This window comes from Microbacterium sp. LWO14-1.2 (assembly GCF_038397715.1).
Lineage (GTDB): Bacteria > Actinomycetota > Actinomycetes > Actinomycetales > Microbacteriaceae > Microbacterium.
Genome location: NZ_CP151633.1, coordinates 3572996 through 3586130, shown reverse-complemented (window position 1 = coordinate 3586130; position 13135 = coordinate 3572996). Strand labels below are relative to the sequence as shown.

The 13135-nt window shown below is 69.1% G+C and carries 16 protein-coding genes; 1 reads left to right on the top strand and 15 read right to left on the bottom strand.

Going from position 1 to position 13135, the window contains the following annotated elements; all coding sequences use genetic code 11:
• Positions 1-4 precede the first annotated feature (4 nt).
• From flgN to MRBLWO14_RS17285, 13 genes are all read right to left on the bottom strand, one after another.
• The gene (flgN, locus tag MRBLWO14_RS17345) at positions 5-487 is read right to left on the bottom strand and encodes a flagellar export chaperone FlgN (RefSeq protein ID WP_341934305.1); all 483 of its coding nucleotides are present in this window, start codon (positions 485-487) and stop codon (positions 5-7) included.
• 119 nt (positions 488-606) lie between these two features.
• Entirely contained in the window at positions 607-855 is a 249-nt protein-coding gene (csrA, locus tag MRBLWO14_RS17340) for a carbon storage regulator CsrA (RefSeq protein ID WP_341934304.1), read from the bottom strand.
• A 91-nt stretch (positions 856-946) separates the two neighbouring features.
• Positions 947-3013: a flagellar biosynthesis protein FlhA gene (locus MRBLWO14_RS17335; RefSeq protein ID WP_341934303.1), complete on the bottom strand. Its 2067-nt coding sequence runs from the start codon at positions 3011-3013 to the stop codon at positions 947-949.
• 46 nt (positions 3014-3059) lie between these two features.
• Positions 3060-4163, bottom strand: coding sequence for an EscU/YscU/HrcU family type III secretion system export apparatus switch protein (locus MRBLWO14_RS17330; RefSeq protein WP_341934302.1), 1104 nt, complete (start codon positions 4161-4163; stop codon positions 3060-3062).
• Entirely contained in the window at positions 4160-4921 is a 762-nt protein-coding gene (locus tag MRBLWO14_RS17325; RefSeq protein ID WP_341936228.1) for a flagellar biosynthetic protein FliR, read from the bottom strand. Before MRBLWO14_RS17325 ends, MRBLWO14_RS17330 begins: the two co-directional genes overlap by 4 nt.
• Complete coding sequence (gene fliQ, locus MRBLWO14_RS17320; RefSeq protein ID WP_096715435.1) at positions 4921-5196, bottom strand: flagellar biosynthesis protein FliQ; 276 nt, start codon at positions 5194-5196, stop codon at positions 4921-4923. Before fliQ ends, MRBLWO14_RS17325 begins: the two co-directional genes overlap by 1 nt.
• Entirely contained in the window at positions 5196-5921 is a 726-nt protein-coding gene (gene fliP / locus MRBLWO14_RS17315; protein ID WP_341936227.1) for a flagellar type III secretion system pore protein FliP, read from the bottom strand. The genes fliQ and fliP overlap by 1 nt, the downstream gene beginning before the upstream one ends.
• 228 nt (positions 5922-6149) lie before the next feature.
• Complete coding sequence (locus tag MRBLWO14_RS17310; RefSeq protein WP_341934301.1) at positions 6150-6575, bottom strand: flagellar biosynthetic protein FliO; 426 nt, start codon at positions 6573-6575, stop codon at positions 6150-6152.
• Between the two features lie 2 nt (positions 6576-6577).
• Positions 6578-7234, bottom strand: a complete 657-nt coding sequence (locus tag MRBLWO14_RS17305) for a FliM/FliN family flagellar motor switch protein (RefSeq protein ID WP_341934300.1) — start codon at positions 7232-7234, stop codon at positions 6578-6580.
• Complete coding sequence (locus tag MRBLWO14_RS17300; protein ID WP_341934299.1) at positions 7231-8124, bottom strand: flagellar motor switch protein FliM; 894 nt, start codon at positions 8122-8124, stop codon at positions 7231-7233. Before MRBLWO14_RS17300 ends, MRBLWO14_RS17305 begins: the two co-directional genes overlap by 4 nt.
• Positions 8125-8155: 31 nt before the next feature.
• The gene (locus MRBLWO14_RS17295) at positions 8156-8971 is read right to left on the bottom strand and encodes a flagellar motor protein MotB (RefSeq protein ID WP_341934298.1); all 816 of its coding nucleotides are present in this window, start codon (positions 8969-8971) and stop codon (positions 8156-8158) included.
• Positions 8968-9765 (bottom strand): MotA/TolQ/ExbB proton channel family protein, encoded by a 798-nt coding sequence (locus MRBLWO14_RS17290; RefSeq protein ID WP_341934297.1) that lies wholly within the window; start codon positions 9763-9765, stop codon positions 8968-8970. The genes MRBLWO14_RS17295 and MRBLWO14_RS17290 overlap by 4 nt, the downstream gene beginning before the upstream one ends.
• Before the next feature lie 2 nt (positions 9766-9767).
• Positions 9768-10013 (bottom strand): flagellar FlbD family protein, encoded by a 246-nt coding sequence (locus tag MRBLWO14_RS17285; RefSeq protein ID WP_341934296.1) that lies wholly within the window; start codon positions 10011-10013, stop codon positions 9768-9770.
• A 322-nt stretch (positions 10014-10335) separates the two neighbouring features.
• Here MRBLWO14_RS17285 and MRBLWO14_RS17280 point away from each other — a divergent pair, with 322 nt between their 5' ends.
• Positions 10336-11328 carry a hypothetical protein gene (locus tag MRBLWO14_RS17280; protein WP_341934295.1) on the top strand — a complete coding sequence of 331 codons (993 nt, stop codon included), beginning with the start codon at positions 10336-10338 and terminating at the stop codon, positions 11326-11328.
• 146 nt (positions 11329-11474) lie between these two features.
• Here MRBLWO14_RS17280 and MRBLWO14_RS17275 read toward each other — a convergent pair whose 3' ends face one another.
• Positions 11475-12641: a flagellar hook protein FlgE gene (locus tag MRBLWO14_RS17275; RefSeq protein WP_341934294.1), complete on the bottom strand. Its 1167-nt coding sequence runs from the start codon at positions 12639-12641 to the stop codon at positions 11475-11477.
• A gap of 30 nt (positions 12642-12671) precedes the next feature.
• Positions 12672-13127, bottom strand: a complete 456-nt coding sequence (locus MRBLWO14_RS17270; protein ID WP_341934293.1) for a flagellar hook capping FlgD N-terminal domain-containing protein — start codon at positions 13125-13127, stop codon at positions 12672-12674.
• Positions 13128-13135: the final 8 nt, after the last annotated feature.

Genomic DNA, 13135 nt, shown 5'->3' with positions numbered 1-13135 from the left:
GCGGTCACACCCTCGTGTCGAGCAGCCGGGCGTCGCCGTCGCGGACGACATCGCCGGACGGGTCGTACTCGCCGGTCGGCGTGCCCAGACCCGCGATGGTCTCCTGGGTGACGCGGATAGCCGTTCGCAGGCGCTGCTCGTTGACCTTCTTCATCTGGGCGATCTCCTCGGCGAGAGATGTCATCGCTTCGAGGTGACCGGACATGACCTCGCGCCAGGCGTCGGTGGGCGCGGCATCGATCAGCTCCCGAAGCGTCGTCGCCTCCGGCACCCCCCACTCGTCGGCGACGGCGACGACGAGCGTGTCACGTGAGAGGGCGACCGTGGGCATCGCGGCCAGCACACGATCGATCTCGTTCGCGGCATTTTGGATCCAGCGATTGCGTCCGGTGGCGAGGAGCATCTGCTGCTCGTCGAGCTTGAAGAGCAGCACCTCGAGCAGATCGCGCTCTCGCATCAGCTGCATGCTCAGGTCGTGAGCGGCCACGGTTCGTCACCTCGTCAGTCGTGGTTTCCCGACGGGATTGCCCGTCATACTCACGACTATCGCGACATCGATGTACGGGGTAACTCGGCGTGGATGGGGAGAACTCCCCATTGACACCGTCAGGGTTTCGTGGTGATCCGTGCGAGCGCGCCCCGCAGCGCGTTCTCCGCCGCTTCGTCGGACGACGTCTGCACGGCCTCCTGGTTCGCGTCGGACACGGCCAGCACGATCTCCGCGCGGTTGATGCGCTTGTCGCGCGGCGCATCGATGCCGACCCGGACGCCACCCGGTGTGACCGCGAGGATCGTGACCGTGATGTCGTCGCCGATCAGGATGCTCTCGTTCGCGCGCCTCGTGAGTACCAGCATGCCTTCGTCCGCCTTCCATGGCTGGCGCGCAGGAGCGCACCCAGACAAAAGTAGCGCATGATCCACTCGTAAATGAGAGGAAGGCGCGCGCCTACACCGCCGGACTCGGGAGCGCGGTGGGAGCGATGCGCACGACACCCACCACATCGGTCGCGAAGCCTCCGGCCCCGGCCTCGTCGTAGGACAGCACCGGAAGCCCGCGCACCTGCGCCGACAGCATCCGTCGAACGGCCGAGCGCAGCGACGGCGCGCAGACGAGCACCGGCTCCGGACCCGACTGGTCGATCTCTGCGACGGTCCGCCGCACGCTCTCGAGAAGCTGCATCGTGGCCTCGGGGCTCAGCACGATCTGGGTCTGGCCTTCCACGGCTCGCATGCCCTCGAGCATCTGCTGTTCGAGCATCGGATCGAACATCAGGACGCGGATCCGACCGTCCTGCGCGAAGCGGGCGGCGATGGCCGGTCCGAGTGCGGCGCGCGCCGCCTCGATGAGAACCGGGGTGTCGGTCGACGTCTTCGCCCGCAGTGCCAGCGCCTCGTAGATGCGGGCGAGGTCGTTGATCGGGACCCGTTCCGACAGCAGCCCGGCGAGCACCCGCTGGATGGCCGCGAGGGAGAGCATCGCCGGGGTCAGCTCCTCGACGGTCGCGGGACTGGACTGTGTGAGATGGTCGGTGAGCTGTCGCACGTCTTCGAGCGAGAGCAGCCTGTCCGCCTGGCTCTGCACCACGTCGGACAGATGGGTGATGATGACGCTCGCGCGGTCGATGACCGTCGCTCCCGCCATGTCGGCGGCATGCGACATCTCCGTCGGCACCCACTTGCCCTCGAGCCCGAAGACCGGATCGGTCACCGCGGTACCGGGCAACTGGTCCAGCCCGGTCCCGATGGCCAGCACATGTCCGCGCGGCACCGTGCCTCGTCCGACCTCGACGCCGGCGATCAGCAGCGCGTACGTCTGCGCCGGCAGATCGATGTTGTCGCGGGTGCGCACCGGCGGCATCAGGATGCCGATCTCCATCGCAAGCTTGCGGCGGAGCGACTTCACCCTGGTCAGCAGATCGCCCTGACCACCCGAGGCCAGATCGACGATGTCGGGGGCCAGCGAGATCTCGAGGGCGTGCACGCGCATCCGGTCCATGAGCTCTTCTGGGCCCTCGGCCGCCGCCTCCGCCGCTTCGAGCTGCTGGGCGTCGAGCGCCGCCGCCGTCTCCTTCGCCTCGTTCGCCCGCACCCGCGAGGCGGCGAACAGCAGCACGGCTCCGATCGCGAGGAACACCAGCAGCGGCATCCCGGGGATGAAGCCCATCGCGCAGGCTGCGAGACCGGTGATGAGGAGCGCGTTGCGCGACTGCAGCAGCTGCCGTCCCGCTGCCTGCCCCATCTCGGCCTCGGCGTTCTCGCGGGTCACGATCATGCCGGTGGACACCGCCATGAGCAGCGCCGGGATCTGGGTGACCAGGCCGTCGCCGATCGTGAGGATGCTGTACGTCTCGAGCGCCTCGCCGACCTCCATGCCGTGCTGGACCATGCCGATGATGATGCCGCCGACGAAGTTGATGACGACGATCACGATGCCGGCGATCGCGTCGCCCTTCACGAACTTCGACGCACCGTCCATCGCACCGTAGAAGTCGGCCTCGGCGGCGACCTCTGCCCGCCGGGCTCGCGCCTCCGCCTCAGTGATGAGTCCGGCGTTGAGATCGGCGTCGATCGCCATCTGCTTTCCCGGCATCGCGTCGAGGGTGAAGCGGGCGCCGACCTCGGCGACGCGCTCCGCGCCCTTGGTCACCACCACGAACTGGATGACCGTGAGGATGAGGAAGATCACCGCGCCGATCACGAGGGATCCGCTGATCGTGATCTGTCCGAACGCCTGGATCACCTGTCCGGCGTGCGCCTCGCTGAGCACGAGTCGGGTCGACGCGACGTTGAGTCCCAGGCGGAACAGGGTCGCGACCAGCAGCAGGCTCGGGAACACCGAGAACTCCAGCGGCTTCTTGATGAACATCGCCGTGAGCAGGATCAGCAGGGCGAACGAGATGTTCACGACGATGAGCACGTCGAGCAGCGGCGTGGGGATCGGCACGATGAGCAGCAGGATGATGCCGACGACGCCGACCGGCACTGCGGCCTTCGACAGGATCTGTCCGATCATGGGTGTCTCGTTCTCTCGTGACGGTGGATGTACAAGGCGCCGGGGGTCAGAGGCCGCGGTCGCGGGTGCTCTCGAACGGCATGGTGTGGGTTCCGCGCGCCGACCCTCGACGCTTCAGGTGCTCGATGAATGCGAGCACCTGTGCGACGGCGGTGTAGAGCTCCTCGGGGATCTCGCGCCCGAGCTCGCACGCCGAGTGCAGCGCCCGCGCAAGCGGGATGTCGCGCACCATCGGCACACCCGTCTCCTCGGCCTTCTCGCGGATCTTCTGCGCCACGACACCCGCACCCTTCGCGACGACGCGCGGGGCGGACTTGCCCGGTTCGTACCGGAGGGCGACCGCGACATGGGTCGGGTTGACGAGGACGACGTCGCTGTCGCCGACGGCGGCGATCATGCGATTGCGGCTCAGCGCGATCTGACGCGAACGACGCTGGGAGCGCACGAGCGGGTCTCCCTCGCTCTTCTTGTGCTCGTCCTTCGCCTCCTTCTTCGTCATGTGCGTGTGCTTACGGTTGCGGCGCATCACGACGACGACGTCGATCGCGGCGAGCAGGATGCCGACGGCCACCGCGACCTGCAGCAGTGCGACCGCTCCCCCGGCAGCCTGTTCGAGGAGCCACGTGATGTTGTGGCTCCCGCTCGCCATGAGCACGGGCACGAGGCCGGACACCACGATCCACAGCGAGAGTCCGATCGCGGCCGTCTTGAGGAGCGCCTTGACTCCCTCCCACAGCGCCTGGCGACCGAAGACGCGCTTGAGCCCGGCCACGATGTTGAACTGCTCGGCCCGCATCGGCACGCCCCGCAGGTGGATCCCGCCCTGGGCGACCGCGGTGGCTGCGGTGGCGAGCAGCACGACGAGGAGCATCGGCAGCAGCACTCCCCCGAGCGACGCGATCGCCGCACTCAGCGCGTCCATCGCGGCTCCGTCGGCGGGGTTCCGCGCGACCTGCGAGACGCGGAGGAAGAGATCGGTGGTGACCTGGGTTCCCGCGGCGACCGTCGGCACCATCATCACGGCCGCGGCCCCGATGCACACCCATGCCGTGAAGTCCTGACTCCGTCCGATCTGGCCCTTGCGACGCGCATCTCTGAGCCGCTGCTCTGTGGCCTTCTCGGTGCGTTCCCCGGTGTCGACGTCGCTCACCGCGTCACCCCCACGAGCAGCCGGGCGGCGTCCTCGGCGATCGCCGCGACCACACTGGGGAGCGCGGCGTACACGAAACCGACCAGCACCAGCGTGAGTCCGATCTTCACGGGGAAGCCCATCGCGAACGCGTTGAGCGCCGGCGCGACCCTGGTGACGAGACCGAGACCGACGTCGGCGAGGAACAGGACGATGAGCAGCGGTCCGGCGATCTGCACCGCGCTGAGCATCATCTGGCCGGTCGCGCCGACGAGCGCTTCGGCGGGGCTCGACAGATCGATGACACCGGAGACCGGGATCGCGTCGAACGAGCGGAAGAGCCCGCCCAGGACGAGCTGATACCCGTCGGATGCGAACAGCAGCAGCAGCGCCGTCATCTGGAACAGGCGGGTGAACTGCGCGCCGTTGATCGCCATTCCCGGGTCGAACGCCTGCGCCAGCTGGAAGCCGCCGAACGTGTCGACCAGGTGACCGGCTCCCTGGATCGCGCTGAACAGCACCATCACGAGGAAGCCGAGCAGCGCCCCCGTGAAAGCCTGTCCGACGAGGGCGAGGAGGAAGCCGCCGGTATCGAGGCGCTCGTACCCCACCGTGACCACAGGTGAGACCGCGAGGGCGAGACCGGCGCCCAGCATCGCGCGGATGCGCATCGGGATGGTGGCGTGGCTGAACGGCGGCGCCAGCACGAGGAACGCCGTGATGCGCACACAGGCGAGCGCCGTGGCCTCGAGCCACGTGAAGTCGATGGGGATGTTCATCATCCGCCGTTCAACAGGCCGGGGATGCGGGCGAACATCTCGTTCGAGAAGGCGATGAGCTCGGCGATCATCCAGTGCCCGCTCACGAGCAGCGCGATGCCGACCGCGACGAGCTTCGGCACGAAGGAGATCGTCATCTCCTGCACCTGGGTGATCGACTGCAGCAGCGAGATCGCGAATCCCACGACGAGCGCCGTGATGAGGAGCGGTGCGCACAGCTTCGCGCCGAGGATCAGAGCGGCCTGCCCGATGTCGATGACGGCTTCGGGACTCATCAGCCGCCCCCGCTGTAGGACTGGACGAGGGCGGTGATGATCATTCCCCAGCCGTCGATGAGCAGGAACAGCAGGATCTTGAACGGCAGCGAGATCATCACCGGCGGGAGCATCATCATGCCCATCGACATGAGGGCGCTGGCCACGACGAGATCGATGACGAGGAACGGCACGAAGATGACGAACCCGATCAGGAAGGCCGCACGCAGCTCGCTGATCATGAACGCCGGCACGAGGGTCTGCAGCGGGATGCTGGCCGCGTCGGTCGGGTTGTCGAGCTGGGCCGCGCGGTGCATCAGGGCGATGTCCTCCTCGCGCGTGTACGACAGCATCCAGTCGCGCAGGGGCGCCTGGGCGAGCTCGAACGCCTGCCCGAAGTCGATCTGCCCGGCGGTGAACGGACTCACGGCGACGGCGTTGATGTCGGTGAGCACCGGCCACATGATGAACAGCGTCAGGAACAGGCTGAGACCGGCGAGCACCTGGTTGGGCGGGATCGACGGCAGGGAGAGCGCGTTCCGGGTCAGCGCCAGCACGACGAAGATCTTCGTGAAGCTCGACATCATGAGCAGCAGCGCCGGTGCGACGCTGAGGACGGTGATGCCGAGCAGCGTCATGATGCTGTCGGACGGCGTGCCGTTGATGCCGTTGATCGTGACACCGCCGCCGTCGCCCGTCTCGGAGGACACGGCAGCGTGCGCCTCCACCGCCCCGAGCGCGATCATCGCGGCGGCCAGCCCGGCGGCGACGAGAGCGATGGTCACGACCCTCCGGTGCGCGTGCGCACGCCGGCGCCGCTCGAGCGCACGCGGCGCGGAGAGGGGCACGACTGGGGACACGGCGGCACTCCGAGGATGGGTGTCGTGGCCGATCCGTAGCCGAGGGGGCGAGCTATCCGTGCTCGCAGACGACTATCGCGACAGAGCGCGCCGAGCGTAACCCGCGCGACGGTCTCAGGCGACGGAGCGCAGCGCCCGGTCGACGATGTCGTCGGGAGGGGTGCTCGGTGTCTCCTCCACAGCCGAGGCGGACTCGTCCTCGGCGACCGGGGCCTCCTGTGTGTCGACGACGCTGACGCCCTGCTCGGTCACGCCGAGCACGTAGCGGATGCCACCGAACTCGGCCACGACGAGCTGCGCGCGACCACCGAGCCCCGAGCGGGCGACGACGGTGATCTTCTCCGGACGGGCGCGGCGCACCGGGGCGGGCCGGGGCGCACGCGTCCGCGCGAATCCGGTGAACTTCTTGGGCACGAGCCCGGCGAAGGGGCTCGCGCCCGTCGACTGACTCTTCTGCAGCCGCTTGCTGAGGAAGACGAGCAGACCGAGCACGGCTGCCAGCGCGACGATCGCGCGCACCGCGACGAGCAGATCGTCCACGGCTACACGACCTCGGCGCCGTCGAGGATCCGCTCCACACGGATCGCGAAATCACCCTCGGCGACCACGACCGTGCCATGGCCGATCAGCCGTCCGTTGAGCTTGATGTCGGCGGGAGAGCCGGCCGCGCGGTCCAGCTCGACGACGCGGCCCGGCTCGAGCGACAGCACGTCTCGCACCGGCATCCGCGTGCGTCCTATCTCGACCACGAGCTCCATCTCGACGCCCGCGATGCGGCTGAGTCGCTGCGGTCCGGCCGATCCCGACGGCTGCGCCCCGTCGATGCGCACGGCGGCGCGGGCCACGACTGCGCCGGCGGCGTCGACCAGGTCGAACACCTGCGTCCCGGCGTCCGTGAAGACCGATGCAGCGGGCACGAGCTCGCCGTCGCCCAGAGCGCCTGCGCCGAGCACCACCACGGCGGCCTCGAAGATCGGATGCAGCCGGTCGGCGAGCGGCGCGGTCGCCGATCCGTCCTCGAGCTGGGTCGGGTCGACCACCTGGATCGCGATGCGCGCACCCGGCGTTCCCGTGAAGGTCACGGCGACGGCATCCCCCACGGCGCCCGGGTCGGTCGAGGGTGCGGGGATGACGGGGAAGGCGAACGGCATCCTGCCGGCAATCGCCGCAGCGACCGCGGTCTCGTGGAAGGTGCTCATGCGTGGTTCTCCTCGGGGGTGCTGGTGATCAGGCAGGTCAGCCGGGAACCTCGGCTGCCGGGGGTCGCGAAGCCGATGGTCGTACGGTCTGCGACGAGTTCGTAGGGGCGCGTCTCGGGGTGCGGGAGCCGCAGGAGGTCGCCCGGGGCGAGATCCAGCACCTCTCCTGCTCCGATCGTGATCGGTGCGAGACGCAGGGTGACCTCGAGCGGGGTGTTGCGCACCTGCTCCAGGGTGTGCTCGGCGGCGTGCGCCGTCGCTGCGTCGGAACCGGACGCGGCGAGGCGGTCGACCACGGCGGATGCCGGCAGCATCACCGTGGCCGTCGTCTCCACGTCGCCGAGACGCAGGGAGTACCTGGCGACGATCACGGCCGCCGTCGCGGAGATCACCTGCATGTACTGGGGGTTGTAGTGCACGGCCGAGAAGCGCGGCTCGCCGGGGAGCAGTCCGTCGAGGCTGGCGTGCAGATGCTCGAACGTGCCCTCCATGAGGTGCCGCACGAGGGCGAGCTCGATCGGCGTGAACGTGCGCGCGGCCGGGAGCGACGTGCTGCGCCCGCCCATCATCTGCACGACCCACAGCAGTGCGCTGTCGAGTCCGAACTGCACGACGCACGGCTCCTCGCGCCCAGGCAGGGACCCGGCCACCATGGCGGTCGTGCCGGGCAACGTCTCCGCGTACTCCTCGTACGAGATGAGCTCGACCCGTTCGAGCGCGAGGTGCGCCCTGACCCGCACCTTGGCCGTGAGCTGCGACGACCACAGGCGCGCGAAGGACTCGAACGCGGCCTCGAGGTGCCGCGTGCTCTCGCGGTCGAGCTGGGTGGGCCGGCTGAAGTCGTAAGCCGGGTAACGGGTCGCGGGGTCGTCGAGCACGGCTGCGGACATGTGGGGCTCCTGAGCGGTGGTGGTCATCGGATCAGCCCGTTCCGGCGGCCGAGGCGAGGGCGGGGATGAGGGCTCGCACCTGGTCCTCCTCGGAGGATTCCACGACGATGTCGACGCGGCGGTTGCTGGCCAGAGCCTCGGGCGCGTCTCCCTGGGCGATGGGCCGGGTGTCGGAGAACGCGGTCGCCTTGACCCGCGCGCCCGCGATGCCCTCGTGCTCGACGAGGAAGCGGGCGACCTGGGTCGCGCGTCCGCCCGACAGCTCCCAGTTCGTCGCGAACGGATAGGCGGAGACACGGTGGTCGGCGTGCCCCTCGATGCTCACCTGGTTGTCGACCGAGGTGAGCACGTCGCCGATCGAGTCGAGCACGGCATCCGCCTTGCCGGAGAGCGCGGTGCTGTTGTCGCCGAAGAACGTCTCCGCGCCGACGAGACCGACGCGCAGACCGCGCTCGTCGATGACGAACGACACGGTGTTCTGCAACCCTTGCGCGGTGAGCGCCTCGAGCATGCGGTTGCGGAGCTCCTCCAGCGACTCGTACTCGGCGTTCGCGCGCGCCTGCAGGTCGATCACCCCGTCGTCGTCGCGCAGCTCCGGCGGCACGACGACGCCCTCCGCGGTGTCGGCCGCTCCGCCCGGCTTCTCCTCCTGGCCGAACCCGGTCGCCAGGCTGTTGGCCAGGAGCTCGAACTTCGTCGCATCGACGTTCGAGACCGCGAAGAGCACGATGAACAGGCACATGAGCACCGTGACCATGTCGGCGTAGGACACGGCCCAGCGCTCGTCCGGCTCGTCGTGCGAGTCGTCCGCGTGACCGCGACCGCGCGCGCGACGGGCCGTGCTCACGCGTCCTCCCCCAGCGGATCGGACGATGCCTTCGCCTTCTTCTCCTTCGGACGCACCGTCGACATGGCCTCGAGACGTTCCTTGAGCAGGTGGGGCGCACTGCCCGCCTGGATCGCGAGCATCCCCTCGGCGACGAGGGTCATGCGCTCGAGTTCGACGGCGCCGATGCGGTTCAGACGGCCGGCGATCGGGTTCCAGATGAAGTTGGCCGAGAGCAGACCCCAGAGCGTCGCGACGAAGGCGGCGGCGATCATGGGGCCGAGGTGATCGGGCTCGTCGAGCTTCTCGAGCACGTGCGTCAGCGACACGACCGTGCCGACGATGCCGATCGTCGGGGCGTACCCGCCGAGCGAGGCGAAGAATCGGGCTGCGACGCGGGTGCGCGAGGACGCCGCCTCGATCTCGTCGTCCATCACGGTGCGGAGGTCTTCCGCGTCGGTGCCGTCGGCGAGAGCCTGCAGGGCCTGTCGGGTGAAGTCGTCCGGCGCCCCGTCGAGCTCCTGCTCGAGCGCGAGCAGGCCTTCGCCGCGGGCCTTCTCGGCATAGCCGACGAGGAACGGGATGACGGCCTCCGGAGTCATCCGCGGACCGCGCACCATGCGTCCGAGGCTGGCGGCGGCGAGCTTCGTGTCGCGCAGGGTGTGGCTGGCGATGCCGACTCCGATGGTGGAGCCCAGCACGAGGATCATCGGCGCGGGGATCAGGAGCGCCTGGAAGCTCGCGCCCTCCATCGTGATCATCGCCACGAGGGCGCCGAACGCGACGATGACGCCGATGATGAATGCGGGATCCACGATCAGACCTCGGCCCGTCCGTCAGCCGGCTGCGCGATGATCGGCGCTCCGGTCATCGCCTGCGCCGCGCTCAGCACCCGCGCGCGATAAGTGACGATCAGGTCGATCACCGCATCCATGCTCTCCGAGATCACGTAGACGTGGCCGTCGATCATGTGAAGGGTCGTGTCGGGCGACTCCTGAATGCGCTCCACGAGGTCGGGGTTGACCGCGAACCTCGTGTGGTCGAGGCGGGTGACGGTGATCATTCGGGGTCTCCGGACGGGCGAGGGAGGGAGTCTGCTCCGACTATCGCGACGAGGCCCGCCGCGGGTAACCACGACGCTGCCCTCCACCCCCGGCGCCCCCTCCGCCCCCCGAGCGCCCCCTTCCACCCCCGAGCCACCCCTCTATGCCCGAGCCACCCCTCTGGTGAGCGTCCACTACGGGGTGGGTCGCGCAGAAGGGGGTGGGTCGGTGGCGGCCGCCGGCCTTCGTCATCTGTTCTGCACAAAATGCGGACACACGGCATCCCCTCCACATCGCGTCGCGAGCGGCCCGATGACGGCGCGAAGCAGGCACACTCGCCGCATGCGGCACGCGTCTCTGACAGAACTCGGTCATCTCCTCATGGATCGCCGGCATCTCGAGCGCAGCGGATGGACTCCGCGCACGATCCGCGCGGCATCGGCAGGAGGTCGCCTGCATCGCGTGCGCCGCGGGTGGTTCATCGACCGCAACGAGTGGGACGAGCTCTGGCCGGAATCTCGGCATCGAGCCGAAGTCCTCGCTGTCGCCCGGTCGGCCACGACCACACGGCCCGTGTTCTCGCACGTCTCCGCCGCGGTGCTTTGGAACCTGCCTCTCTACCGCACCGTACCGTCGCGGGTCCATGTCATCGCGGATCGCGCCCATCATCGGCACAGCGTTCCCGGCATCCTGCGGCACGAGGGCGCTGTTCCGGGAGTCGACGTCGAGGAGATCGAAGGCCTCCGTGTCACGACCCTCGACCGCACCGTGTACGACGTGATCCGCACGGTCCCGGGCGAGACCGCTCTCGCCGTCGCGGACGCGGCAGTCGCACGGATCGCGGGAGAACCGTGGGCCTTCGATGCGCTCGCCGCCGAGGACGTGATGCGTTCGCTCGAGCGTCGGACTCGCACTCCGGGCGCCCGCGGGATACGGCAGGCGAGGGAGATCACCGCGTTGGCGGATGGACGCGCTCAGCTCCCGTTGGAGAGCGTCACCAGATATCGTCTGCACCAGCTCGGGTTCGCGACGCCGACTCTGCAGATGCCGATCTCCGCACCGGACGGCGGCATGTTCTGGATGGACATCGCCGTCGAGGAGGCACGCACATTCATCGAGTGCGACGGCCTGTCGAAGTACCGTGATCCGGGCGTGCGCGGCGATCGATCGGTGGAAGATGTCCTGCTCGACGAGAAGTCGCGCGAGGACTGGATCCGAGGCGTCACGGGATGGCGCGTCGTGCGCGTCGACAGCTCCGACATGCGCACCCTCGAATCGGCCGAGGCTCGGTTCCGGGCGTTCGGTCTGCGCCCCCAGCGCCCCGCGTGGACCTGATCGCGCGCGAGTGGGGAATCCCGACCCACCCCCTTTCCGCCGACCCACCCCTCTCGCGTCGGCCACAACAGGGGTGGGTCGCGCGAAAAGGGGTGGGTCGGCGGTAAGAGGGCGGCGGCAGAGGACGGCGGGGGCGGGAACGGGGATCAGCGCTTGAGCTGGGTGAGCTCCTGCAGCACCTCGTCGCTCGTGGTGATGATGCGGGCGTTCGCCTGGAACCCGCGCTGGGCCACGATGAGGTTCGTGAACTCCTGCGACAGGTCGACGTTGCTCATCTCGAGGAATCCCGACTGGAGGTTTCCGAACCCGGCCTGCCCCGGCTCGCCCATGCGCACGGCTCCGGAGTTCACGGATGCGCGGTAAGAGGAGTTGCCGGCCTTCTCGAGCCCCTCGGGGTTGTCGAACACGGCCATCGCGATCTTCGCGAGGGTCTGCGTCGCGCCGTTGCTGAACGTGCCGACGATGGAGCCGTCGCCCGTGATGCTGTACGACTTCAACGTGCCGGCTGCCGCACCGTTCTGCTCGGTGACCGCGACGGTCGAGAGGGTCGCGTAGCCGGTCACCGTGGTGAGGTCGACGGTCACGGTGTCTGCGACGAGGGTGAGACCGGCCCCGGTCTGCTTGCCGTCGGTGAAGGCCAGGGTGCCCGTGGCGCCGCTGATCGGCTCGGTGACGTCCCATCCGGCGGCGGTACGGGTGAAGGTCAGGCTCAGCGTCGACGGAGTGCCCTGCGCGTTGTAGACGGTGACGTCGCGCACGAGCACGTCGCCGGTCGCCGCCGTCGACGGCAGGTTGCCCGCGACGGTCGCCTCGGTGGTGGCGATCGCGGGGGCGACGGCGTCGAGCGGGAGCACGATGTTGCCCGCGGCCCCGCCGGTGTTGACGACGCCGTTCTGCGCAGCCCAGCCCTGCACGATCGAGCCGTCGGCGGTGACCATCTTGCCGGTCGGATCGAAGGTGAAGCCTCCGGCACGGGTATACAGGGTCTCGCCGCCCGAGCGGACGGCGAAGAAGCCGTCACCCGCGATCATGAGGTCTCCACCGCGGCCCGTGGCCTGAGCGGAGCCCTGCGCGAAGTTGGTGCGCACGCCGGCGACCTGCACGCCGAGACCGACCTGCGCGGGGTTGCGTCCGCCGACCTGGTCGTCGGGGATGCCGGGGTTGCCGATGAGCTGCGAGAGCGAGTCCTGGAACAACACGGACGAGCCCTTGAAGCCGGCGGTGTTGACGTTGGCGATGTTGTTGCCGGTGACGTCGAGCATCGTCTGGTGCGAGCGAAGCCCGGAGATCCCGGAGTAGAGCGAGCGAAGCATGGAGTTCTCTCTTCCTGTGTGAGACGGAGGTCAGGCGGCCGGGGAGGCCGGTGCGGTCGTGGAGGTGACGCCGGTGATGGCGTCGAGTGCGATGGTCTTGTCGCCGATGGTCACCTGGGGCACGGGCCCGTCGAACGACACCTTCGTGACGATCCCGGTGACGGCCTTGCCGTCGGCGTCCTTGTACGACGCCTCCTGCCCGATGAGCGCGGTCGCGGCCTGGCGCATGTTCAGGGCGAACGCCTCGGCGCCGTTGGCGGCGAGGGCGGTGAGCTGCTCCATCATGGCCAGCTGGGTGGTCTGGGCGATCATCTCGTTGGTGTCCATGGGGTTGGACGGATCCTGATGCGTCAGCTGGGTCACGAGCAGCTTGAGGAACACCTCCCCGTCCATGACCTGCTTGCGTGCCGCGGGGTCGGTCGTGCTGCCGGTGTGGATCGAGCTCGTCGCGTCGATCGTGGGGGATGCGGTGATGGGCGTGGTCATGGCGTCCT